The 24,128-nt window shown below is 47.1% G+C and carries 22 protein-coding genes; 8 read left to right on the top strand and 14 right to left on the bottom strand.

What is annotated here, in order from left to right; genetic code table 11:
* Positions 1 to 8: 8 nt before the first annotated feature.
* Together QT998_RS10175 and QT998_RS10170 are read right to left on the bottom strand one after the other, a co-directional pair.
* A complete protein-coding gene (locus QT998_RS10175; RefSeq protein WP_333114448.1) occupies positions 9 to 1,718 on the bottom strand; it encodes a pentapeptide repeat-containing protein in 1,710 nt (569 codons plus the stop codon).
* A 495-nt stretch (positions 1,719 to 2,213) separates the two neighbouring features.
* The gene (locus tag QT998_RS10170) at positions 2,214 to 2,630 is read right to left on the bottom strand and encodes a hypothetical protein (protein ID WP_333087478.1); all 417 of its coding nucleotides are present in this window, start codon (positions 2,628 to 2,630) and stop codon (positions 2,214 to 2,216) included.
* Positions 2,631 to 2,885: 255 nt separating this feature from the next.
* Here QT998_RS10170 and QT998_RS10165 point away from each other — a divergent pair, with 255 nt between their 5' ends.
* Positions 2,886 to 4,655 (top strand): S8 family peptidase, encoded by a 1,770-nt coding sequence (locus QT998_RS10165; protein ID WP_333087479.1) that lies wholly within the window; start codon positions 2,886 to 2,888, stop codon positions 4,653 to 4,655.
* A complete protein-coding gene (locus QT998_RS10160; protein WP_194008573.1) occupies positions 4,652 to 4,873 on the top strand; it encodes a hypothetical protein in 222 nt (73 codons plus the stop codon). The genes QT998_RS10165 and QT998_RS10160 overlap by 4 nt, the downstream gene beginning before the upstream one ends.
* Before the next feature lie 668 nt (positions 4,874 to 5,541).
* Here the strand turns inward: QT998_RS10160 and QT998_RS10155 are convergent.
* Together QT998_RS10155 and QT998_RS10150 are read right to left on the bottom strand one after the other, a co-directional pair.
* Positions 5,542 to 6,330, bottom strand: a complete 789-nt coding sequence (locus QT998_RS10155) for an SDR family oxidoreductase (RefSeq protein WP_333114446.1) — start codon at positions 6,328 to 6,330, stop codon at positions 5,542 to 5,544.
* A gap of 325 nt (positions 6,331 to 6,655) precedes the next feature.
* On the bottom strand, positions 6,656 to 7,603 hold the full coding sequence (locus QT998_RS10150) for a nuclear transport factor 2 family protein (RefSeq protein WP_333086987.1): 948 nt from the start codon (positions 7,601 to 7,603) through the stop codon (positions 6,656 to 6,658).
* A 185-nt stretch (positions 7,604 to 7,788) separates the two neighbouring features.
* On the opposite strand from QT998_RS10150, the gene murG reads away from it, so the two are divergent.
* Positions 7,789 to 8,880, top strand: coding sequence for an undecaprenyldiphospho-muramoylpentapeptide beta-N-acetylglucosaminyltransferase (murG, locus tag QT998_RS10145; protein ID WP_442921511.1), 1,092 nt, complete (start codon positions 7,789 to 7,791; stop codon positions 8,878 to 8,880).
* Positions 8,881 to 8,919: 39 nt separating this feature from the next.
* On the opposite strand, the gene QT998_RS10140 is transcribed toward murG, so the two are convergent.
* The 6 genes from QT998_RS10140 to QT998_RS10115 all read right to left on the bottom strand — a co-directional run bounded on the left by QT998_RS10140 (position 8,920) and on the right by QT998_RS10115 (position 12,754).
* Positions 8,920 to 9,063, bottom strand: coding sequence for a hypothetical protein (locus QT998_RS10140; protein ID WP_333114444.1), 144 nt, complete (start codon positions 9,061 to 9,063; stop codon positions 8,920 to 8,922).
* Between the two features lie 253 nt (positions 9,064 to 9,316).
* Complete coding sequence (locus tag QT998_RS10135) at positions 9,317 to 9,766, bottom strand: Panacea domain-containing protein (RefSeq protein ID WP_333086992.1); 450 nt, start codon at positions 9,764 to 9,766, stop codon at positions 9,317 to 9,319.
* Between the two features lie 55 nt (positions 9,767 to 9,821).
* Positions 9,822 to 10,418 carry an urease accessory protein UreG gene (gene ureG, locus QT998_RS10130; protein ID WP_333114442.1) on the bottom strand — a complete coding sequence of 199 codons (597 nt, stop codon included), beginning with the start codon at positions 10,416 to 10,418 and terminating at the stop codon, positions 9,822 to 9,824.
* A gap of 155 nt (positions 10,419 to 10,573) precedes the next feature.
* On the bottom strand, positions 10,574 to 11,287 hold the full coding sequence (locus QT998_RS10125) for an urease accessory protein UreF (RefSeq protein ID WP_333114439.1): 714 nt from the start codon (positions 11,285 to 11,287) through the stop codon (positions 10,574 to 10,576).
* A gap of 281 nt (positions 11,288 to 11,568) precedes the next feature.
* Entirely contained in the window at positions 11,569 to 12,006 is a 438-nt protein-coding gene (gene ureE / locus QT998_RS10120) for an urease accessory protein UreE (protein WP_194070002.1), read from the bottom strand.
* Positions 12,007 to 12,262: 256 nt separating this feature from the next.
* The gene (locus tag QT998_RS10115) at positions 12,263 to 12,754 is read right to left on the bottom strand and encodes a DUF4168 domain-containing protein (protein ID WP_333086997.1); all 492 of its coding nucleotides are present in this window, start codon (positions 12,752 to 12,754) and stop codon (positions 12,263 to 12,265) included.
* A 493-nt stretch (positions 12,755 to 13,247) separates the two neighbouring features.
* Between QT998_RS10115 and QT998_RS10110 the strand changes: the two genes are divergently transcribed.
* Genes QT998_RS10110 through QT998_RS10100 form a run of 3 tightly spaced genes read left to right on the top strand, consistent with a single transcriptional unit; the run spans position 13,248 to position 14,553 of the window.
* Complete coding sequence (locus QT998_RS10110) at positions 13,248 to 13,592, top strand: hypothetical protein (RefSeq protein ID WP_194070004.1); 345 nt, start codon at positions 13,248 to 13,250, stop codon at positions 13,590 to 13,592.
* Positions 13,593 to 13,615: 23 nt separating this feature from the next.
* On the top strand, positions 13,616 to 14,041 hold the full coding sequence (locus QT998_RS10105) for a DoxX family protein (RefSeq protein ID WP_333114435.1): 426 nt from the start codon (positions 13,616 to 13,618) through the stop codon (positions 14,039 to 14,041).
* Complete coding sequence (locus tag QT998_RS10100) at positions 14,038 to 14,553, top strand: DUF4385 domain-containing protein (protein WP_194070006.1); 516 nt, start codon at positions 14,038 to 14,040, stop codon at positions 14,551 to 14,553. The genes QT998_RS10105 and QT998_RS10100 overlap by 4 nt, the downstream gene beginning before the upstream one ends.
* A 233-nt stretch (positions 14,554 to 14,786) precedes the next feature.
* On the opposite strand, the gene QT998_RS10095 is transcribed toward QT998_RS10100, so the two are convergent.
* Positions 14,787 to 15,254 (bottom strand): regulatory protein RecX, encoded by a 468-nt coding sequence (locus tag QT998_RS10095; protein ID WP_333087002.1) that lies wholly within the window; start codon positions 15,252 to 15,254, stop codon positions 14,787 to 14,789.
* Positions 15,255 to 15,343: 89 nt separating this feature from the next.
* Positions 15,344 to 15,754, bottom strand: coding sequence for an AbrB family transcriptional regulator (locus tag QT998_RS10090; protein WP_194008561.1), 411 nt, complete (start codon positions 15,752 to 15,754; stop codon positions 15,344 to 15,346).
* A gap of 1,059 nt (positions 15,755 to 16,813) precedes the next feature.
* On the opposite strand from QT998_RS10090, the gene QT998_RS10085 reads away from it, so the two are divergent.
* Positions 16,814 to 16,993: a hypothetical protein gene (locus QT998_RS10085; RefSeq protein ID WP_333114429.1), complete on the top strand. Its 180-nt coding sequence runs from the start codon at positions 16,814 to 16,816 to the stop codon at positions 16,991 to 16,993.
* 377 nt (positions 16,994 to 17,370) lie between these two features.
* Here QT998_RS10085 and QT998_RS10080 read toward each other — a convergent pair whose 3' ends face one another.
* The gene (locus QT998_RS10080) at positions 17,371 to 19,035 is read right to left on the bottom strand and encodes a CHAT domain-containing protein (protein ID WP_333114427.1); all 1,665 of its coding nucleotides are present in this window, start codon (positions 19,033 to 19,035) and stop codon (positions 17,371 to 17,373) included.
* A 4-nt stretch (positions 19,036 to 19,039) separates the two neighbouring features.
* Positions 19,040 to 19,294 (bottom strand): hypothetical protein, encoded by a 255-nt coding sequence (locus tag QT998_RS10075; protein WP_194008558.1) that lies wholly within the window; start codon positions 19,292 to 19,294, stop codon positions 19,040 to 19,042.
* Between the two features lie 1,535 nt (positions 19,295 to 20,829).
* Here QT998_RS10075 and QT998_RS10070 point away from each other — a divergent pair.
* On the top strand, positions 20,830 to 24,128 hold a 3,299-nt coding region (locus tag QT998_RS10070), incomplete at its 3' end, for a cadherin-like domain-containing protein (RefSeq protein WP_333114499.1).

The following is a 24,128-nucleotide window of genomic DNA, read 5'->3' as shown; positions in this document are numbered from 1 at the left end:
ATTAACTGTTAATCATCGATCAAAAGGGCGATCGCACCCCGCACCGCTTCCCCCATCATCGAGCCGCGAACGTTCGCGGGCGCCGTTTTCTCCCACAAAATCAACTGTTCCCGAAAACCAGGGTCTTGCTTGGCCCGCTGCACGATCGCCTGACTGATAACTTTCCTCTGAATCTGAATAGTTGGAATACCTTGCTGCTTCAAATAATCCAACAGCCGCTGCACACTTTCAGAGAATTTATCCGGTGTTTGAGACATCAAAATAAACGAAATTTGACGCACCATTCGCTGGTAGATTTCCTGTTTTCTGACCAACACTTCATTTCGACTTGGCTCCTGCGGCTCCACACTGTTACTAGCAACAGCCAAATCTAGCAAACCCCAAATTTCTGCCCGCTTGGCTAAAACCTTTTCCAACATATCTGGATAAAGCGCCAAAATGCGATCGCCCAAAATCTTGCCATTCACCAAACGGTTAGCGCTCAGCCGCAGTAAATTTTGTTCTCCCGTAGACTCAAAAAATTGAACATTCAACTGAAGTTGCCAACTCTCCAACTCCACCCGACGCACCGTAAACACCAAAGCCTCCCAATTAGGAAAATCAGCAAAATAGACCTCCACAATAGAACTTTCCTCTTGATTCTGCCGCCCCAATTCCCCAGACTCAAAATCGCGAGCCGCCGGAAAGCGATTTGCCGCAACTTTCGCAGTATAATCAAACTGAGTAAAAACATACCCGCAGTCAACTTTTGACAGATCCACATCTTGAACCTGCCAATTTTGAATGCAGCAACCCGTAAGCTGCGCCCCCTCCAAACTCGTCCGAATCAAACGACATTCAATCAAACAAGCTTCTCTTAAATCCGCCTCACCTAACATCGCATCCATCAAATAAGCGCCACTCAAATCAGCTTTCCGCAAATCAGCACCGCGCAAATTAGCCTCGCTCAAATCCGCCCGCAACAAATACACTCCTTGCAAGTTAGCTCGCAGCAAAAGCGCCTTCTTAAAACTCGCTTTCAACAAATAAGCACCAGCCAAATTAGCTCGACTCAAATCAGCATTATCGAGTACAGCCTCCGTCAAATCCGCCCCCGCCAGCACAGCTCGGTGCAAGTCAGCGCCCGCCAGATTTGCCGATCGCATTTGAGCACCATTTAAATCAGCTTCAATCAAATTTACACCGCTCAAAATTGCCGATCGCAAATTTGCTTCCACCAAATGCGCTTCCCGCAAATTAGCATCCGTTAAATTAGCACCAACAAGACTGGCGCGGTTGAGATTCGCCTCCATCAACTTCGCCCCCATCAAGTGCGCGCCGTCGAGTTTAGCTTTCTCCAAATTAATTTGGTCAGATTTAACTTTTTGAAGATTAGCACCGCCCAAATCCGCCTCAGAAAGCACCGTCCAATTGAGTTCTGCACCTTCCAAACAAGCAAGGCGCAAATCCGCTTTCGCAACATTTGCCCCGCTCAAATTTGCCCCGCTCAAATTTGCCCCGGACATCACTGCATTGCGGATATCTGCGCGGCGCAAACAAGCTCCAATTAACTTAGCATTGCTCAAAAAAGACCAGCTCAAATTAGCACCGGTCAAGTTAGCACCTGTGAGGTTTATTTCTCGCAGGTTGACACCGCTTAAACTAGCACCGCTGAGGTCAATGTGAGCAAAGTTGCGCTCTCCTTCTTGATAGCGCAGCAAAAATTCTTGTACTTGCATTCGGAGGAGAAGGGGAAGGGGAATAGGAATGAAAAAACTATCTCTAGTCTGGTAAAATAACTGTTATCGCGTTGGCAGCGAGGAATTTATTCCTCTAATTTATTGCCGCAGACATTCCTCATTACAAATCATTTTTAGGTTGCCAGTTGGGAATTAGGTTTTCTATTTTATTGCAGAATATATGGGAGTATTTTAGTTTTGCAAAAAGCATTTTTTTATGGTAGTGCGAGCGTCCACCCTCACTTATTATACTCCCCGCTCGCTTATTATACTCGCGACTCGTCTATTATACTCGCTCTTCGGGGACGCTCGCACGCTCAAATGCCCAACTGAGATGCTCCCGAATACATTCCTCACTACGAACCATTTTAAAGTTAGTAATTAAGAATTTATTCCTCTGATTGTTTGCGGACTCAAGTCCTCACGATCAACCATTTTAATTGTGCTATAACCACGGAATTTATGTGATTCGTAATTTGTGCTAATAGGATTTTTTTAGAGGAATCGCTGCAATTCTCCCTGCAAATACTTTGCCCATTTAGTCGCTAGAGAAACTTCTGTAAAAGGAACCTGCACCGCCGCAGCATCTTTCAACAAAAATTCTAGGGCGATCGCACTTCCCGAATTTGGTGGCGACTCTAAATCTACCACAGCGCCGTTAACTAACAACCTGAGCGACTGCACATTTTTTAAAGAAAAAGTTTGCAAATTCACAGGCCCGCTGCGAGTAGGTTTCCCCCAAGTCAAACAGTCTTCTTGCTGACCGAGTACAGCATAAATATCGTACTTGGCCTTGGCGAATTGTTCCGCCCAGACGCGATAGGCTTCTAACTTTTGATACTCGTTCCATCCAGCCCAAGCCAGCCCAATAAAAATTGCTAGCAGCGGCAACCACATTAAACCTCTTTCCATGCAATATCCTTGTGAAAAATACTCCCGGTTTTCTTTGCCATCTGCTTTAATGATACAATTTATTGAACTACTCAAACTTGCTTGGCAATTTAAACTAGAAATTACACCCATTTGCGATCGCGCGGGTAGCCACCGCCACCACATACCAAAAGCCCGCCCGCGAGTTTGACCGCAGCCACAACTAAGAAAACTGGCGATCGCGATGAAAATTCGGTTATTGTGGTGAACAAGCCTTCCCTCAACGGACGATCGGCAATGAAAAAATTTTTCTTTCTGTGCTTATTTTTAATCGGGCTTGGCTGGGCAATTTCTAATTTCCCAGGACTTGCTACTCAAGGCACCTACGACTCGATTGTGCTGGATTTCCGCGAAGATATCGGTAATCCTCTTGTTGCAAAACGAGTAGAAGAACTCGCCCAGTTGTACCAAATCGCACCGCAACTCAACAGTGAGTTTTCTAAACAGGATAATGTGTATGTTGTCAAGGGCGATCGCACTTTGCTAAACGCCCTGAGAAAATCAAAGTTGGCTAAAGATACCGAATACATTGAACCGAACTACATTTACAGCGCTTACGAGATTCCCAACGACCCCATGTATGTCAAGCAGTGGAATCTCCGCAGCATCAACGTAGAATCGGCTTGGAACGAAACAAAAGGCAGCGGCACAACAGTAGCGGTAATTGATACCGGCATCACTCCCGTCGCCGACTTAAAAGAAACCAAATTTGTACCGGGCTACGACTTTGTAAACGATCGCGCCGAAGCCTACGATGACAACGGCCACGGCACTCACGTCGCAGGTACTGTCGCCCAATCAACTAACAACAACTACGGCGTTGCAGGCATCGCTTACGAAGCAGCTTTAATGCCGCTGAAAGTATTAAGCGGCAGCGGCGGCGGTACAGTTTCCGACATTGCCGAAGCAATTAAATTTGCTGCTGACAACGGCGCAGATGTCATCAACATGAGTTTAGGCGGCGGCGGCGAAAGTCAATTAATGGAAGAAGCGATCGACTACGCCTACTCTAAAGGGGTTGTCATCATCGCCGCCGCCGGCAACTCCGGCGACAGTTCGGCATCCTATCCCGCCCGCTATCCCCACGTCATCGGCGTTTCCGCCCTCGGCCCCAACGAAGAAAAAGCCGATTATTCCAATTTCGGCGCGGGTGTTGACATTTCAGCCCCCGGCGGTTCTGAACTAGGCAAAATTCTCCAAAGTACGATCGACCCAGAAACCGGTGCCGAAATCTTTGAAGGCTACCAAGGCACTAGCATGGCTGCGCCCCACGTTGCCGGCGTTGCAGCGCTGATCAAAGCCTCCGGTGTCACAGAACCAGACCAAATTCGCAGCATACTCTTGCAGTCCTCGCGAAATGTCACAGAAGATCCCTTAAACCATTTTGGTTCGGGACACCTAGACGCAGGCGCAGCAGTTCAGCTAGCCCAGCGCGGACAAATCAACTTCCGCGACTTCTTCCGCTGGCTGCGCGACAACGGCTATCTCAGCCCCCGCTTCTGGATCGACGGCGGTGCAGTCGCCCTGTTGCCGAAAATTGCAATGGTACTCGGTTCTTACCTGCTGGCTTTCATTATGCGGAATTATTTTCCGTTCCAGTGGACTTGGGGCTTTTCCGGCGGCTTGATGGCTGGAAGTTCTGGGTTCTTTTTCCTCCGCAACTTGTTTGTATTTGACTTACCGCAGTGGCCGATGAGAATCATGGGCAGTTCTATTCCCGAACTCGGCGGTGCAATTAACGGCAGCAATATGCTGAATCCCTTATTTGCTAGTGTTTTGATTCCGGGGATTTTGATTGTTTTGCTGTTGGGACATCAACAGTGGAAGTGGATTGCGATCGCCACTTCGATCGGCTTTGCTAGCTGTTTAGCAGTGAATGCTGTAATCTCTCCTGCAGTTTGGGGATTGGGAACTGGTTTAGTAGCACAAACATTCTTGATTGTCAATGCTTTGTTGTGTTTTGGATTGGCACATTTAGCACTTAAAACAGAGGCGCAGTCAGCATGAGTATTACAGTCAAAGGCAAAATTGAACGCCAAGGATTAGGCCCTGGTACCTGGGCTTTGGTTGGCGAAAATGGAGAAACTTATGAACTTAAGGATGCTCCTTCTGACTTGAAAAAAGATGGTTTGAAAGTCAGTGTCAAAGGTACAGTCCGCAAGGATATAATGACTTTTGCGATGATCGGCCCGGTGCTTGAGGTGCAGTCCTTTGAAGTCTTGTAGGTCGATCGACTAATCCAGCTTTCGATCAAAAAAAACCCCGGCCTTCATTGGCTGGGGTTTATTAATCAGGGTGCATCTACTAATTTAATGTCCGGCCAGACAGCACCTCATTCAGGAAAGTTTGGCAGAATTTGCGATAATTTTTGGCGGTGCGATCGACAAAAAAAAACCCGGCCAAAATTGGTCGGGAGTTAATTAATCAGGGTGCATCTACCAACTAAGCTTCCTGAGAATTCCACCACAATCCGGAAACTCACCTCAAATTTGTTCAGCATCAGCCTTAAAACAAAAAAAACCCGGCCAAAATTGGTCGGGAGTTAATTAATCAGGGTGCATCTACTAATTTAATCTCCGATACCACCGCACCAAATTCAGGATAGTTTGGGAAATTTGCGGGAATTTATGGCTGGATGTGCGATCGACAAAAAAAACCCGGCCAAAATTGGTCGGGAGTTAATTAATCAGGGTGCATCTACTAATTGAGTCTCCGGTAGCACCCCACCTCTTTCGGGACAGTTTCGGAAAATTTGCGGGAATTTATGGCTGGATGTGCGATCGCTCAAAAAAAAACCCGGCCAAAATTGGTCGGGAGTTAATTAATCAGGGTGCATCTACCAATTAAGCTTCCTGAGAATTCCATCGCCATCCGGAAACTTACCGCTGAAAACTCAAAACTCTTTTCGATGAACCAGAGTTGCGGTAGCTTGGTCTGTCGGAACTAGCAAGACTTCGCTAATATTGACGTGGGGCGATCGCGTGGCGCAAAAATATACTACATCGGCTACATCATCCGCTGTCAAAGGTGTAAGTCCTTGATAGACATTCTTCGCCTTGTCTGAATCGCCGTGAAACCGGACATTGCTAAATTCTGTTTCCACCAAACCCGGTTCTATTTCCGTCACCCGCACCGCTGTTCCCAAAAGGTCTTGTTTCAACCCCTCAGAAATCGCTCTCACCGCTGCTTTGGAAGCGCAATAAACACTACCTTTCGGGTAAGCTTGGCGGCCTGCTATTGAGCCGATATTCACTACGTGGCCGCGGCCTCGGCTGACCATTCCCGGTACGATGTAGCGAGTCATGTAAAGCAAGCCTTTCACATTGGTATCAATCATTTCTTCCCAATCTTGAAAGTTGCCTTCGTGTAGTTTGTCTAAACCGCGGCTCAATCCGGCATTGTTAATCAGAATATCGATGTTTTTCCACGCATCGGGAAGCGCAGCGATCGCCGATTCGACTTGCGGGCGATCGCGCACATCCAATTCTAGCAGGTAAATCTCGTTCGCCGATGCGACCAATTTTGCCTCTACAAGTTCCTTTGCCAGTCGATCGAGCTTTTCAACGCGGCGGGCTGCTAAAATTAGTTTCGCTCCACCTTTGGCAAATATCTGGGCACAAGCCGCTCCGATACCGCTACTCGCACCCGTAATGAAAATAATTTGATTTTGGATAGAAATCATTTTTTGGTAGTTGGTTAGTTGTTATTGGTTATTGGTTATTGGTTATTTGTTATTTGTTATTTCTTATTGGTTATTGGTTATTTGTTATTAAGCTGTTGTGGCAGTTAAATTTAATGTCAAAAAACATCTAAATCTTGTGGGGTGTCCCGCCCGCCCTGAACATACAATTTAAATGCGTGACAGCTTAGTTACTCGCTTGGGGCTACTAATAACTAATAACATTAATATTCACAGCCAACTGCTAACTGTCAACTGCTAACTGTCAACAGCCAACAGTCAACAGTCAACCCTCAACACTCAACAATTCCCATAACACCTATTTTTATTACTTGACAACCCGCAAGCGCACGCTAACCGTTGCAATTCCGCCTTGTCGCATCAAAACTGCTGATATCCAGCGATTCTCTGGCGTGGCCGGGGCTTTACCTACTTTAAAAATACCCCCAGAATTCAGCAACTCTAAGTCTATTTCTGACGGATTAAACAATGTTTTTTCGCTAATCGGTTCATCCAAAACAGTTCCTATTAAAATATCGTCGCCGATTGGTTCTCGAACAATGGCGTCAAAATGGTACTCTTCCCCGACTTTCACTTGTTCGGGAAAACTTACTTGAATTGTGGGAGGATTTTTACCAGAAGTCAGCTCAGTTTGTTCTGCTAAAATCTCTTGCTTAACTATTTTTTCACCTTCAAAGCGCTGCTGAGAACGGATGGTAGCTTTGAGATTTAAGTCGATTCCATCTTTTTTCTGAGTGCCGGTAATTGTAGTTACGGTTTCGGCGATAATGGCGTTACCTTCGGTTTTCCAAGATTTGAGATCGGTGCGGTAATTTAAACTCGGATATCGATCCCAGAGTTGGGTGAGGGCTTTTTCCATGATGCGGCTGTTTAAGCCGTCAGAATCGGTGAAATTTGCGCTGTAAAATGCCATGACTGCTTTGACATCGCGCCGATTGGCTGCTGCGTCAATTTCTGTTAGCAGTTTGGTGAGGGGGGCGGGCGCATTGGCTGGGGTTTGGACGATCGCCCTGGGAGTAGCCCCCATCGGCGCGATCGCCGCTACAGCAGTCGGATGCAGCACGCCAGCACTTACCGCTGTTAAACATAACAACATTTGAGCGATCGACAGCCCGCAGTTAAAGCCAAAAACGATCGGGCGTTGGCGCAGCCCGCCCCTACGGGGGCTACGCCAACGAAGAGGATCGGCTTTTTCGTCCCGACGGCTGCAAAAATACTGAGATACACTTGGCACTAAATTCAACAAATTACGCATTAGATGATACTTTGGTTATTTGTCAGGGGTCGCGGCGCGGGCAATTGTTCGCCTGCAACGAAAACTGACAACGGAAGGAGGGACACGGCACAATCTAATTTTAGATGGCTGATTGAAAATTGGCTGAAACTGCCGGAATAATAAGCATAATAATCTAAAACCTCTAATCTAAAATCGATCGACCTGTGGAACTTGTAAAAGAGACAAATACCTTGACAAAAGCCCCCCTGCGGTTGTTGGTTGCAGCTAGCGGTACCGGAGGACATTTATTTCCAGCGATCGCCACCGCCGCCGAGTTGGCCGACTGTCACATCGAATGGCTGGGAGTCCCAGACCGCATGGAAACGCAGTTAGTTTCATCGCTTTATCCCCTCCACACGATCGCCGTCGAAGGCTTTCAGCAGCGATTTGGACTCGGTACAGCGCGTATTTTGGGCGGACTGCTCGGCTCGATCCTTAAGGTGCGAAAGTTGCTCAAAGAAGGAAATTTTCAGGGACTGTTTACTACCGGCGGTTACATCGCAGCACCTGCAATTTTGGCAGCTCGCTCTTTGGGTTTGCCGGTGATTCTCCACGAATCTAATGCAATTCCTGGAAAGGTGACGCGGTGGTTTAGTCCTTTTTGCAGTGCTGTGGCGATCGGATTTGCAGCAGCAGCCAAGCATTTACCCCGCGCGAAAACCGTGGTTGCTGGTACGCCGGTTCGATCGCAATTCCTCGCCCCTCAACCTCTCAAGTTACCAATTCCTGACAGCGTACCTGTAATTTTAGTCATGGGCGGCTCTCAAGGTGCTGTCGCAGTAAATCAGTTAGTGCGCGAGTGTGCTCCGGCTTGGTTTGAGGCTGGTGCTTGGGTAATTCACCTCACCGGAAATAATGACCCGGATGCTGAGAGTTTGAAGCACGAGCAATATTTGTCAATGCCATTTTACGACAATGTGGCGAGTTTATTGCAGCGAGCAAATATAGCAATTAGTCGATCGGGCGCTAGTGCTCTGACAGAATTAGCTGTTACCGGAGTACCTTCTATTTTAATTCCTTTTCCTTACGCCGCTGACGACCACCAAAGATTTAATGCCGAAGTATTTGCAGCATCAGGAGCCGCCGCAGTATTCCGTCAAAGCGAACTCACAGCAGAAGTATTGCAAAGCAAAGTGCTGTATCTGTTAAAAGATTCCGAATATTTGGCCAAAATGTCTCAAGCTGCTGCTCACTTAGCGGTGACAGACAGTACGGAACGTTTGGCAAATTTGGTCAGGGAATTGTTGAGTCGGTAGCGCAAATTTGACATCGCTACTAATTTAACGAGATATATTTTAATGAGGATAAAGCGTAAAATCTCTATCCAGCCAAATAATATAAAGCACAGCCCCATCTCGATAACCAACCATCGGAGCCATCCCGCAAAACCGAAAAGCAATAAAATTTGCATCATCCTTAAGATGGTTAGGAATAGCCACTCTAATGGAACTTTTAGCAATCTTCTCATAGCCAGAGCCGTGACGGCCAGAAGCATTAATCTGGCTCCAGGTAAGCTGACTTAACTTGTAGAGAGTATCTGCAAAAGCTGCCTTTTCATCTTTTGTACACTAAGAAAGAGAGTAATCTTTATTCATGTATCGCAAAGAAAATAGAGGTGAATCCTGCTCTGGCGGTAAATCAACAATTTCTCTAGGTGAAATCCTTTTCCCTTTTTCTTGGCGTTGATTTGCCTTAAACTGCTTCTTCACAATTGAGTTGAGTCTTGAAGTATTCGTGAAGCGATTGATGAGTAATTGTACCGCTATTTTGAGCGGCAAGTTTCCAGGGATATTCTTCTTGGGTCATGTTGCGTAACTTCCATGCAGCAAACTGCCCAAACACGGAGTAAACTTCATCAAGCAGGCTCTTAGTTTTTTCGTCATAAATCGAAAAGTCTATATCTTCAGGACATGGAATTGCACCAGCACCATACTTTTTATAGTGACGGTATAAATCAGGAACAACCGGCCCGTGAGTCCATGCTTCTATCGCTTCAGGAAATAGCGCTTCGTCGTACAAAGCTAAATGAAAGCCTTGAGCATAGTAAAGCAATTTCTGAAGTTTGAGATTAGATATCAGATCGCCAGCATCTTCACTTACCTGAGCCAAAAAGTATTTGGCTGCATCATCACAACTCAGCATAACTTACGTAGTTATCATTAAACGGCTTATTTCCATGATACTAGATGCGATCGCCCTAGGCGACATTCAGCTTCACAAAATCAACCACCGACGCTAAGCCATCCTTCGTCTTCAAGTTAGTAAAAACAAAAGGTTTCTCTCCGCGCATCTTTTTAGCATCTCGTTCCATCACGCCCAAATCTGCACCCACAAAAGGCGCCAGGTCTATCTTATTAATCACTAATAAATCCGATTTAGTAATTCCCGGCCCGCCCTTGCGCGGAATTTTATCACCCGCAGCGACATCGATTACATAAATTGTCAAATCTACTAACTCCGGGCTAAAAGTTGCCGCCAAATTGTCGCCGCCACTTTCGACAAAGACTAAATCTAAATCAATGAATTTGTGTTCTAACTCTTCTATAGCTACCAAGTTGATCGAAGCATCTTCGCGGATGGCTGTATGGGGACAGCCGCCGGTTTCTACGCCCAAAATGCGATCGCTCTCCAAAGCTTGACTCCGAACCAAAAACTGTGCATCTTCCTGAGTATAGATATCATTAGTAACCACAGCAATCTGGTACTGCTGTCGCAGCGCCTTACACAAAGCATCAAGCAAAGCAGTTTTTCCCGAACCAACCGGACCAGCAATTCCTACACGAAAAGCACTCATAGCGATTTTAAATTTTAGATTTTAGATTGTCTGATTTTTAACTGCGAAATAACCGAGTTGTAGTTGTAGGGTGCGTCAGACGGAGTTATGGAACGATTATCGAGGCTTTGGGGTTCTGACGCACCTTACTAATTAGATTTTGGATTGTCTGATTTTCAACTTCTAAACAACCGAGTGTACTGAGTTTCGTGCGCCATGCTAGCTAGGCCTAATCCCCAACTGCAACTAGCAAGATTATCATCTTCTAATTGTAAAACTTCTCGCGCCGTAGAGTTAATTTGAGAATGCAAATCTAACAGCAACTGCTGGCCTGCAGTTTGACCCAAAGGAATCAGTTTCACGCCCGCACTCGCCAAATTTGCAGCCCAACTGTACAAATATCCTAACACGGCCGCTTCCTCTTCAATCTGCCAACAAGCCGCCGCTATCCCAAAGCCGATCGCAAAATTGCACGGATTTCCCCCAACTTCCACCAAATCTTTGACAATAGTTGTTAAATCAGAAACAACGGGCGATTCCCTGCGGGATAGCTTCGCTTCACGCAAATCCAGCAACAACCGCGTCAAAGTCCGTCCCATCTGCCAACTTTGCAAGCGCAACTCTTCACTTTCCTTAGCAGCAGTCGCCCAAGCATTCCAGTAACTCAAAGCCCTCAAATCCCCAATTTTTGCCGCCCTCAAAGCCCGTATCGCCACAGCAGCTTCTACTCGCACCGCCCCAAATTGCAGCGAATTTTCCAACCAATTCCTCAAACTAATCTCGCTGTCGATCGCACCGGTTTCTACCAGACTTTCGATTCCCTCAGAATAACTATAAGCTCCCACAGGCGCAAAAGCTAGCTGCAACAAACATAAAAGTTGACTGTTCACTGTTGACTGTTGACTGTTGACTGTTGACTGTTGACTGTTGACTGTTGACTGTTAAGAGGGCGGGCACGGGGGCACCGCCCCTACTGAATGTTGAATGTTGACTGTTGACTGTTGACTGTTGACGGTTGACTGTTGTTATTTGTTATTTGTTATTTATTATTTGTTGTTTGTTATTTGTTGTTTGTTATTTGTTGTTTGCAATGCCCCATTCCCCATTCCCCATTCCCCATTCCCCATTCCCCATTCCCCATTCCCAATTCCCCATTCCCCATTCCCAATACCTAATGGCTGTGGCCGTAAGCGCCCGTTTCCGGCTGAAACGGTACAATTTCTTCTATAACTTCCAAACCCATTTTTTCGAGCATTCCCTGCAAAACAGAGTCGGGAGAAAGCCTTAAATAATTATCGGTAACTTCTAAAGCTACGTGACGGTTTCCTAAATGATAAGCCGCCCGCAGCAGTAGCAGCTTAGTCGAGGCCCGCGCTGTGATTACCGGTTCGGGTTTTGCACTTACCTGTACCAAACAGCTACCGTCTTCCGACTGCAATAAATCTCGATCGCGCAATACCGTACCTCTGGGTAAACTCAGGTGCAGTTTTTCCCCACCTTCTGTCTCGAATTGGTGGCGGCTGCGAGTGCGATCGTCGGCTGTCATTGCTAAAGTAAAGCTGACAGCAGCATCGGGATTTGCAGGCAAATGTTTGGTAAAAGTTAGCATTTTTTTATTTTATTCCTCAACTTAACTCGCTTCACATCTAGTTTTTGAGGAATATCTTTTTTATCTTTAATAACGACTGACAGCGAGTTACAAAATTGTCATCTCTCTGAACCGCTCCCGTCCTTGCATACCATGTTTTGCTCGTTTTGTCAAGCACTTTATTACAGGCGAGATCCCTTTCTTAACTATTTTCGCATAACGCCCAGTAACTCTAACAACAGAACGGGAGAGGAAGAAAGACTCAAACACTCGATGTTTATTGATTTCCCGCTTGTTGCAGCCGCAGCAGCTCGGCTTGAATTTGCTGTTTGACTTCTGGATTCCTTTGCTGCAGCAAAGTGAGCTCGTTGAAGCGTCTAACTGTCAAGTTATTGCTTTCAATAATTTTTTTAGCTTGGTCGCAGTAATTCACAGCCACGCCGCGAACGCCTCCCGACAGCCTGTTAATTTCCTGAGTTTCGTTGCACACTACTCTGGGTACCGAGCCTCCAGCCATTCCTTTAATTTCCTGATAAGCTTGCACCCGTCTGGGTTCTATTGACAAGACAGCGCGAGCGTAGTTAGTAATTTCGGTGTTGCTAATGGCTTGAGCTTGGGCTGCAGCTCCGAAAACGAGGTTTGGGGATTGTCCGTACAAGCCAGGGGCCCATCCGGTAGCCAAAGCTCCTGCAGATATGATGACGGAGAACAGCGATTGCCGTAGCATCGGGTTTAGGCGAAATTTAGAGTTGTTGGTTAAGGTGTTCATGGTCGTCGGTGATTGCTTGCGTGTAAATAAAAATGACACAGCGCTGGGAGGCTCAATATTTGTGAATCATGTGGTGGCGAAAAAGTTCCTGCCGACAAGCGTAACAATCTTTAATTCAAGTAGAAGGATTTGCGCGGTTGCTAGGGCGATCGACTTTTTAGCAAACTCGATAATTAGATCCATCCTAACATCTCACCAGAAGTTGATAGAACACAGTATTTAGACGCTCATTTTCATTGCGGTGCGTTTCATAATTCCCTCTACAAATAATTCTCACAGCTCAAATATTAAATAATTATAAAACTCCTTGACAAATGACTCGTATTTAGGTGCGATCGCCCATCAGACGATTTTAGATTTTAGATTTTAGATTGGGGAATTGGGAATGATATCAATTCCGGTTGCACTCCTCATGACTGTTGACTGTTGACTGTTGACTGTTGACTGTTGACTGCTGACTCGATTTTATTATTCCGATGCAACCGGAAACGATATGACGCACGCGCGAACCTGGTTTGTTATCGTAATCGATCGCACAGGGTATTACTACCCCAAGACAGAGGCAGCATTCGGGAACTACAGACTAAAATCTTGTTATCAAAACCCGCGCTATCTGTTTTCGGCCATCACCTGCGAACCTTCAATTCGGCCCCGCTTCCTCAAGTTTCGGGCTGGGAAAACTTCTCTGACTTATCGAGAAACCAAGTTTTTCTACCAAAGATTGTTACAGCCGCCGGCAAGACTAGAAAAACCCGGAGGGCTGGAATTTTTGTACCTGAGCCTTCTTGTCATCGATCGCAAACAGCGAATTTTTGCAAGCATTTTCGCCGTAACTTAACAATTATTAATTACCGATTTCCCATGAAAGCTCAAAAAGAAATTTGGCGAGTCATCCTCGCAGTAGCTATCAGTACCGTAGGCGTGCTGCACTTTGCAGTACCCGCACCCTTTATCAGAATCATGCCGCCCCAGCTTCCTTACCCGGAAGCATTGGTTTATATCAGCGGTTTTTTCGAGATTTTGGGCGGGATTGGGCTGTTAGTTCCGCCAGTCAGCAGAGCGGCGGCGTGGGGGTTAATTGCCTTGTTTATTGCCGTATTTCCAGCTAATATCAATCAAGCCGTCAACAGCATACCCATAGAAGGGATTCCCGACAACCCATTAGTGTATTGGTTCAGGCTGCCTTTTCAAGCCGTTTTGATTGCTTGGGCCTGGGTTTATACCAAACCAGACGAAGGTAAACCACGGGCTTCTATAATTTCAGATACGACAAAAAACGCCCCATGAAGCAGTTCGACTACCATGCGGATTTTAAGAACATCGACTTTCGACAGCACCCAGAACTTTATTGCGTGGGGAAAGGAGAACAAGGAGTGCTGTTGGTGGAACCCTACAAAGGAGAAATTCTGCCTTTCTGGAGATTTAAGACTCCTGAAATTGCCAGGGAGTCCAGCAGCAAAATTTACTCGTTATTTTTAGAGTATCTCGATGGCGAAGATTTTGTGGGAGCGGATATGGCGCGCAAGTTCTTGCAAATGGGGTATACTCGATCGCGCCGCTACGCCAACCACAAAAGCGGTCGAAAATACAAGCAGAACCCTCAAAAAATGGAGTCTGTTGCAGAGCAAACCGCTGCTCGCCAAGATATTTTACCCCTAGATGCAGATCCGGTGAAAGCAGAATCCGCCACCATTTTTAAAGACAAATGGATGCTGGCCAAAACCAATGAGAAATATCTCCTGCTTTTAGCCAGACACCGGCAGATGTACGAATCTTCTTCCAGCAAGTCTGAGGATTGACATCCTGTCCCGTCGATTATCATAAAAAACCAGGTTCGTAGTGCCGAATGCGAGTCTGATTGAAGGCTGCAGACTTTCGGGCGCGAACCGTTAACGCCTGCGGTTAATTGAGCAGGCGCCATATGGCATAAACTTAAAAAAACTTACTTATAAATTACCATTTCTCCCCCGGGGCAGCAATGCAGTTGTGCTTGCCTATCTCGGGGGCGAATTGACTTACCAAATCCTACAATTTACTCATCATCTTCTTCTGTTTGCCACTGTCGCAAAAGTTCAAAGGCATTAAAGCCCCTGTATTGCAGGTAGTTCAAGACTTTGCCCTTAGTTTTTGGATCTACTTGATCGATCGCGTCGATCTTGTATTTCCGCATGACTTTGGCTTTTAATTCTGCCATTTTTTGAGCTTCTGAATCCTGATTTTCGGCAAATTCTTCTTCCCAGACTTGCTCGAATAAATCGCTAGTAATTCCTTTTTGCAGGCACTTGCGCTTGATGGCGGATTTCCCGTATTTGCCCGCAGCACTTGCGATCGAGTTTGCCACCAAGCGAGTGTCAGACTGATAGCCCCGGTCTTGAATTTGCGCGATCGCCTCCAATATTTCCTCATTGCCAAAACCTTTCTCTTGCCCCTTTTTGCGAAGTTCAGAGGCACTGTAGTCTTTGCGAGACAAGAGAAAATAGAAATAGTCAAGACAGCTCATCAGTTAAATCGCATGGTGGCGCGCAAATACTCGTGTAACGAATGCAAATCCAGTAGCCTTAACCTAGGCTGACTGCATGGCGATCGCCTTTATTCTTCTGTATCCTCCTCATCATCTGCCAATTCCACCTCTGGTCTGTCCGCATCGATCTGAATCAAGCGAATGTGCTTGTATCCGAGTTTAATTTCAAACTCGTCTCCTGGCTTTAATCCCATTTCTTGGGTGTAATTTGCCCCGATCACGATCGAGCCATTCTTGTGAACGCTAGCGCGATAACTCGCTTCTCGTCCGCGTCCGTCTGCTTTAGATTTCTCTAGCTCAATGCCCTTAGCAGCTAATACTGCATCGTAAAACTCAGCCAGGTTAATCCGTGTTTCTCCACTCTTGCTGACGGTGAAGTAGCCGCAAAGCTTTGCAAGTTCTCTGCGAGGCAAATCGCTGCCTTTGATTTTTTGAAGCAGACCTTTTCCTGTTAAGGGTGCTGTCGCTGTTTCTGCCATTGACCTTACCTCGGTTATTGGAGTTTACTTATATCAATTACAACACATTAGATTAACTTTGTTTCACTGTCAATACTAAGAATTAAAAAGATCGGATTCTGGATAAATTTCTGCACCCTCAAAACTGGGGGTACAACTCGTCGATGCTCGAAGGGCGATTTATTTGCTGCTGGCGACTAAAATGGTTGTCTGAACCCTTGGAGCGATCGCAGCAGGAATTATTGTCGCAAATTAAATGCTTTACTTTTTTAAAGTAAAGTCTGTTCCCTGCGTTCACCAATCCAGCTCCTGTCTGCAGTCAAAGTAAAAAACAAGACAGACATGAATGGAAATACCTAGAGCGCGATCGCTGCAAATCTGCCCAAAGCATTTACCTGCGCGGGGTTAACTTTTACCTCAACAAGGCGAGGTCGCACATATTTTCGATCCCCCTACCAGCTAGCTACTTATAAACCCTGTTTTTCGGGCGGCCAATCCCCTCAAAACCCCAAATACCGAGTCCCAATCTTCTATTAAGGTGTTCGGCATATAACTCGCACAGAAAACAGTCCGACGATCGCAATCCGGTAAAAATTCAAGCAAATTTCACCTGTTCGTTGAACGGGTTTTAGCTAGACAGGCGGGAATCCCCAGCCCATAATCTTTGGGCGAGTGGGATGAGAGCCGCGCTTTTGTGAGGAGCTATCCTCCCTCCGCGATGTTGGGCCCAGCCAACCAGCATTCTTAAAGATGGCGACGAGACGAGCACTCATTGTAATAATTGTGGTAAAATACTCATATCTTCGATCGCAGAATAACAATCTATATCTAGATAAAACAGCTTTGATGTGACAAGTGGGGCGGGACGTGTTCCTCACTATAAAACGCCGTAGAGCGAAACGATGAAGGAAGATATTGATATCCTTGACCGAACTCAGATGCCTACAACATACCGCTTGCGGTTGGTGTAGGAGCGTCACCTAAAACCAGACTCCACCGGCGCGGCAGAAACATCGCGCAGCCACCAAGAAGGAAATAAGCTGTTGGGTATTTAAATTGTGTGTGGTGATTGAGGGTCTGATGGGAGAGAATTTTTTGCGATGTCAGGCAAATATACAATTTAAAAGCCACCGCAGGTTCATACCATTTTCGCTCCAGACGGTGACTCTGTTGTTAATTGTTAAGGCTCTGGGTTTGATTGGCGGCACGCCGCACCACGAATGCTCGATCGAGCATTTCGCGACTTATACCAGATTTTGATACCATTTTCACCCAAAGAATGTAGCAGCAGGGCAACTCCCAACCCTGATCTAATAAGTCAATCTTTATTAATAGGACTTACGCACCGGGGGCCAGAAACCGGGTTTTTTGACAAAATTCTTCGCTGCAATCCGCAGTAAGGGTAAAAAACCCAGTTTCTTTATCGCGAGTGCGTAATATCAAATCCGGTTGATCACAAAAACGGTTCGTAGTGGGGACGACCGTCCGCACTACGAACCTTACTGATTGCGGTAAATTGACCGGACATGATATAAATCCCGATCGCCAATCTCAAATCGCCAATGGTAAATAGTATGGTTTCGATTCACAATCCGATCGAGCGATACAAGTTCTCACCTGCGATCGGGCAATCGATTTTAATTTATCTGTTGAATATAATTTTGCGACAGAGGAGTCCGCATCTCCGGGAGTAACTGTTCCGGTTTCGCGCTGCGGTGCTGCAAGTACCGCAACCCAGCAAAGCCAGCACTCAAAGCAATCGGCAACAAGCAAAGCGTCAGCGCCAGACATTTTTTTAATCCCGGTTTTTTTAACGCTTTCTGAGCCTTTTGAGCGACAGGGTTTGGTGAAATAACCGAAGAATTTGGATCGGAAATAGAGTTGGGTAAATTAGTCGCCGATGGTCGATCGCTCGGGTTCATCCAATCCCTGCGATCTTTTAGTTGCTCAGGACAATATTCCCAGACTTCGCCGTCCTCACTGTCTGACTCATCCGTTTGATAGGCTGGCTGTGGAGGGTTTTGGGCGATCGCCACCACCGAAGACGGCCTCTTCCATTCTGTGCCAGACGAGGCCGCCGACGGCATTCCAGACGTGATTATTTGCAGCCCGAGACTGGATGCGGTACTTTGGGTTGGAGCGCCCGTCAGATAGCCGTCAAAGTCCGGGTGCTGGTAGAGAATGGGCAAAGCCCAATATAACTGGTGAGAACCGTAGGTAGAAATTAGTCCCGCCCTGGCCCGACTCAAGCTGAGATCGACTGGATAGCCTTGATTGAGATTCCGGTAAAACAGCCGCGTCAGAGTTAGGGCTACTTCGTCGGGGATGCTTTCTGCCATTGCTAGCACCGCAGGAATGCCTCGCTTGACTAAAGCTTCGGTTAAGTTGCGTTCCGGGCTGTCGTCTGTGATGCCTGATGGGCCGCCGTAGGCACCGCGGCAGGAGTTGAACACAGCCATCTGAATGCCGTTGTTGACCAGCAATCCCGCTAAGTCGTCGCCGCTCAAGGTTTCGGTTAAGCCGGTGCGGCTGCTGACTAGGTAGAGTTCGCCACCTCTGGAACCGGGGTTGCTGTGGCCTGCGTAGTGCAGGACTTGGTAATGTCCTTGTTCTAGGGCTTGGGTAAGCTGTTCTCGATCGGGCTGTTCGAGAATAGTCAGTTGAATTTCCGGGGAATGGAAGCCGTTTTTGAGGGGGTTAGCGCTGCGGTTTTGCAGTTCTTGTTGCAGCTGCAGCACTTCTCGCGAAAGCTGCAAGTTGTCTCGATCGCTGGGAGAGGCGATCGCCATTAAAATTTTTAGCGGCCCGCCACTTGGCAGTATCCGGGTTTGTTTGAATAAACTTGTACCTGGTTGGTAGCGAGAAAACACCAAATCGGTGCCGGTTGCCAAAGGGCGATCGCCCGCGTGCAGAACTTCCCACGGTAGTCGCGGCAAGTCCCTGCCTTTGAGCCCGAGCCGCAGTTCCAGCACATCTCGGCGGTGCTGGGCGATGCCTTGAGCGCAAGTCCAACTGTCGCGCAAGTTTCCTTGAAACAGCCCGCTATATAATTGTTGCCCAAGGGTTACTAAAGAAGGCGCTGAGTGTTTTTCCGATCGTGACAGTCCCCGGCCAGTAGCAGTTCCCTGTAGCAAGCCCACCAAAGGGTCGTTCATCAGTTGAGCAGACAGCGCCAGCCATTCGTCGATCGGCCAGCGGACTTGTTGTTCTGCTAAGGGTACACCGGGTGCAACCTTTTCTGTCCGTACTAGATATTCATCGTCCCCAACTGGGGTAACTGAGAGTTTAAATTCCTGGTTCACCGATTTAGCGCCCTCCCGCCTCAATTCTGATTTTGCCTGCGTTTTTGCAGCTAGCAATCGCCACCGACAAACTGATTTTTACTCTTTGAATGAAACTTTCTGATTGCGCTTCCCCCGATCGGGCGAACGCAGAACTCAAATATATTTGTTCAAACACTTTGAGGGTGTAAAACTTGTACTTTAATAACAGTTTATTAGTTTTGATTGCCCTGCGGCTAATTGAAAGCGGAATTTTCTCCAATTTTGCTATCTTTAACATTTTGCACCTCTACCGCAGACCCCTTTACATTCCTTGGGAACTTGAGTTTCTCATTGTTGAGTAAAGTCAAATTGGAGGTACTTTACCAAGCGGATCTCTAGTTCTTATTAAAATAACTTCAGCTCTCACCCACCGGTTTCAGGGAAATATCAAAGATAAATTTGAGTAAATTTTTCGGGGAGGCGATCGCCCGATCGCTACTCACCGCTTATCCTCTACCATCATCCCCCCATCTGAAATCTAGATTTTGTGTCAATTAATGAATTGGTCGGCTCGGAACCTCATCTGTAAGCCCCGATCCCTCATCTGCAGCGTCGATTTGAGATTGGGCCCTTGAAGATTTGAGATTGAGTTGTGGTTTTGAATCTGCTAGTAAGAGCTTTCTTCTAAAATTTGGAGACTTCCCGACAGAAGTACGCGACACGGTACTTGTTTCTGGGATGTCTCAGGGGCGATCGGCAATCGATAGAGCGACTATCGATAATTTCTAATTGAGGGTTGCTATTTTACCACTTTTATGATATTCTTCTTTATCAAAATCTATTAATGTATTTAGATTTAAATAGAAAAGAGCAAGCTAAAAAATCTTAATTTTTAACAATACAACTCTCATAAAATTATTCCCATAATTTCAAACAACAATCATTTTGATCGTTGATAAAACGAAGCCTAGTCAATATGGTTTGTAGTGCGGAGTTTAAGTCCGCAAGCACATCGAATATTACTGTGCTTAAGCGAGCCAACACGATATTATTTGCGATCGCAATGCCTCTTTGTGCTTGTCAATTTCACTAAAAACAACTCCTGCCTTGATTGCTGTTGGTTGCTGATTTTTCAAATCAGTCTTAAGATAGATAGATTTTTGCTAAGTTGTTTATATTGCAGGAAAAATATTTTTTTTAGTTCGATCGCAGCGGGGCGATCGAGATCGAATTGCCGGACTGAAAATTAAAACAAATATTTGCGACGGCGAATTATTTAAAATTGTAATTAATCATCAGGAACTAAAATTAGAAGCGTACAGTCACTTACATCAAGAATTCAAATCCTTAAGTCAGGGAAGGATTTGTCAGAGCTGGGAGTGTTACAAAACTTCAGCGCACCAGGCTCGATCGCCAGAAAAGCCAGGGGAAAATTTGGGGTACAAAAATTTTAGGTAGTTGTCTAGGAGTTGCGATCTGCGAGTTTAAATTAGGCTAAATCACGGTAAAAATACGTAGAAAATCTACCCTTAAGCGCAAGTATACGCAGCTTACTGTAGAAATTACGGAGAACATCAAAAGCAAGCTGAACTTCGGTACAAAACTTGCTGTGTATGTGGTGGCTCAGTTATTTTTGTGCGCGATTGCCGGAGAGAAAACTCGCAGAAGCAGCAAAATAACCCCTGGCAGTTTAAATAGCATCTATAACAAAAAGGTGGAAAAGCAGCCACTAGAGCAGACAAAAATGTAAAATTATAATTTGTTGTTCTGCTGTCTCCTCCTTGCTGATAAACTGATTCTAAGAATCTCAATCTTTTGGAGAGAATATTAACGATGGAAGAAGAAATGTTGTTGGGAAATGTATCGGGAACACTTTTTCCCGATCGCGATCGAACACAAATCTCTGACTTGACAGAAACCAATTTGTTTGCACCGATCGCCCTAGATGACGAAGAACCAGAGTTCGGGCTTTCCGCCAGCGAACTCGATCGACTCGCGGCTTTCCGCAGCGCCAGCGCGATCGATTCTGATAGCGACTTAGCCAAGTTAATTGACGATGCAATCGCCGAAAACACCCCTAGCAACAGTAACAGCCAAGTTCCGAATCAGTCTAACGGCAGATCCGAAACAACTGCTGAGGATGACAGCACAATGGCTGAATTTAACGCTATGCCCGAAGAAAGTGCCGGTCGCACAGATGACGCAGAAGATGGCAGCGGCAGCGTTCGCCAGACTCTCGAAGGTACCGATGACGATGACTTAATTGTCGGCACCAGCGCTGATGAGGTGATATTCGGCAAAAAAGGCCGAGACAGAATGAGAGGAAACGGTGGCAAAGATCGGCTTTACGGAGGTAAAGATGACGATGATTGCGACGGCGGCGATGGTGACGATGAAATAAGAGGCGATCGCGGTAACGACATTTGCGACGGCGGCCAAGGTGACGACAAGGTATATGGCGGCAAAGACAACGATACTATTTTGGGCGGCAGCGACCAAGATACTTGTTTTGGCGATGACGGCGATGACTGGGTAAACGGCAACGACGGAAATGATGAGGTTGACGGCGGCGCAGGTAGCGATAGCGTGTACGGCGGCAAAGGCGACGACAAGTGCGACGGCGGCGAAGGCAACGATACCGTCAGGGGCGATCGGGGCAACGACATCGTTAACGGTGGCGAAGGCAACGACATCGTTAACGGTGGCAAAGATAACGACACCGTGATGGGCGGTGCCGGCAGCGACGTTTGCGACGGCGACGACGGCGACGACAGCGTGATGGGCGGCGACGGCGGCGACACCGTGATGGGTGGCGCGGGCAATGACGCTTGCGATGGTGGCGACGGCGACGACAGCGTGATGGGCGGCGACGGCGGCGACACCTTGATGGGTGGCGCGGGCAATGACGTTTGCGATGGCGGCGACGGCGACGACAGCGTGATGGGCGGCGACGGCGGCGACACCTTGATGGGTGGCGCGGGCAATGACGCTTGCGATGGCGGCGACGGCGACGACAGCGTGATGGGCGGCGACGGCGGCGACACCTTAATGGGTGGCGCGGGCAACGACGCTTGCGATGGCGGCGACGGCGACGACAGCGTTGTCGCTGGCACCGGCGACGACACCTTGATGGGCGGTGCCGGCAACGATACCCTCATGACTGGCGACGGCAATGACATGGCAGACGGTGGCGACGGCGACGACAGCGTTGTCGGCGGCGGCAATGGCAACGACACCTTGATGGGCAATAACGGCAACGATACGATCGTTGGCGGTACTGGCAACCATACCTGTATCGGCGGTGCTGGAAATGACGTTTTTGTCATGAGTAACACCACCAGTCCCGGCAGTTCAGTCATCACTGACTACACAGACGGCAGCGACAGGTTTTTGCTATTTGGCGACTTGATTTTTAGCAGCTTGTCGTTTGTGCAAGTCGGCATCAATACCGAAATTCGGGGCAGCAATAGCTTTGTGCTAGCGCTGTTATTAAATGTCAGCGCTACAATTCTCGATGCTAGCGACTTTTTGGGAGCTAACGGTACTCCTGTAGCTCCAACTCCAACTCCAACTCCAACTCGAATTCCAACTCTCCCGGTAGTTAATGCCCCTCCGCGATCGGAAGCTAATAAGAGTTTGACTGTCGGTTCCGACGGCAACCAAATAACTATTACTTCTGACTTCTTGAAGTTTGTCGATAGCGAAACAAATGCTAGCGGCACAGTCTTTAAGGTAACGCAGTTGCCTGATGCTACAACCGGGCAACTATTCTTTAAGGGAGTAGCCGTAACCCAAGTTGGTTTAAGCTTCACTCAAGCAGACATTAGTCTCGGTTTGTTAACTTTCCAAGCCGCCATAGGTTTTGTCGGTGCCGCTAGTTTTGGTTTTGAAGTTAGCGACGGGAAAAATGTACTCGCCAACCAGACTTTTAGCTTGAAAGTCGAGCAAAATGTCTTTAATTTTGCGGGCAATACAGCGCCTCAAGTTATTGTCGGTTCGGCGACGCTAAATAACAACATCCAAGGCAGCGACGGCAGCGATGACATTACAAGCGGTAGCGGCAATGACAAAATCATCGGCGGCCAAGGCAAGGACAAAATTAAAGGCGGCGATGGCGATAACGATATCGACGGCGGCGATGACGATGACGATATCGAAGTCGGTAAAGGCAAAAACAAAATAAAAGGAGGCTTGGGCAAGGACAAAATTAAAGGCGGCGATGGCGATAACGATATCGACGGTGGCGATGACGATGACGATATCGAAGTCGGTAAAGGCAAAAACAAAATAAAAGGAGGCTTGGGCAACGACAAAATTAAAGGCGGCGATGATGATGACGAGATTGACGGCGGCGTAGGAACCAATACTCTAACTGGGGGTGCTGGAAAGGATCGCTTTATTTATCTGGTTTCCCGCCAAGAGATTCAAACAGTTGTAGAAGCTGACTTAATTACTGACTTTAATGTCAATGACGATGTTTTAGAGCTTTCTACGGCAGCTTTTGGTAATCTCAGCGTTTCTAGCTTGACGAGACTGGCGATTACTGCTAATTCTGCTGTTGGCTCGATCGGCAGCGCTAACTTGCTCGACTTTAGTGCGGATATCAGCGTTACCAGCATCGCCACTTTGCAAGCGCGGTTTGCAGCTTTGGGCGGCAACACCGACGCACCTGTTTTCTGTCAGTTTACAGATGCCACTACCGGCCGTTCCGTGCTGGTATTTTCTGTTGGGGCGCGCTTTGAAATTGTCACCAGTTTCTCGCTGACATTTAGTTTGCAAGTCAGTAACTTTGTCTTCAGCGGCCCGTCGCTAAATGTTCCTGTCGGTACTGCCGGCGCTGACAATGTTAATTTCGGCACTTATCCTGCCGCCGTTAATTTCGATGGTTTAGGAGGCGACGACAACATTGTCGGCAGCAATTTTAACGATACCATCAAGGGCGGCGACGGCAACGATACCATCACCGGCGGCCTCGGTTTGGATGTCTTAAGCGGCGGCAGCGGTGCGGATCTGTTTGTTTACGCGACAACTAAAGAAGGCCGCGATAAAATTACCGACTTTACCTTTGGGGTTGACAAATTCCAGTTTGCAGCCAGCGAATTTGGCAATTTGACTACTACTAACTTTGACGG

The organism is Microcoleus sp. S1D4, from assembly GCF_036700765.1.
Taxonomy (GTDB): domain Bacteria; phylum Cyanobacteriota; class Cyanobacteriia; order Cyanobacteriales; family Microcoleaceae; genus Microcoleus.
The sequence above is the reverse complement of the archived record's forward strand: the minus strand, read 5'-3'. Positions and strand labels throughout refer to the sequence as shown.